Source organism: Novosphingobium sp. B-7 (genome assembly GCF_000410615.1).
Taxonomy (GTDB): domain Bacteria; phylum Pseudomonadota; class Alphaproteobacteria; order Sphingomonadales; family Sphingomonadaceae; genus Novosphingobium; species Novosphingobium capsulatum.
Window position 1 is genome coordinate 1 of the sequence record NZ_KE148428.1, and the last position, 305, is coordinate 305.

Below are 305 nucleotides of genomic sequence, written 5' to 3' on the forward strand. Positions count from 1 at the left end.
AGCACCCCGGCCGGCGTGCCATCGGGGCGGCGGTCGATCGCGCCGCCGTCGGGGGCTTTGGTGGCGGCGGTGATCCCGGCGGCCTTGAGCGCAGCGCTGTTGGCCCAGCCGGCGTGGCCATCGACCCGCTCAAGCCAGACCGGACGGTCGCCCACCACCGAATCGAGCTCGGCCGCCGTGGGATAGCGGCTGTGCCCGCTGCCATCCTTCAGGCCCCATTGCTCCTGGTTCCAGCCGCGCCCGGTGATCCAGGTGCGATCGGGATGCTGCGCGGCATAGGCGCGGATCGCATCTAGCGCCTCGGC

General features: G+C 73.1%; 1 protein-coding gene. It reads right to left on the minus strand.

The annotated features are described in order from the left end of the window. On the minus strand, positions 1-305 hold a 305-nt coding region (locus H926_RS28855; RefSeq protein ID WP_043610434.1), incomplete at both ends, for an amidohydrolase family protein.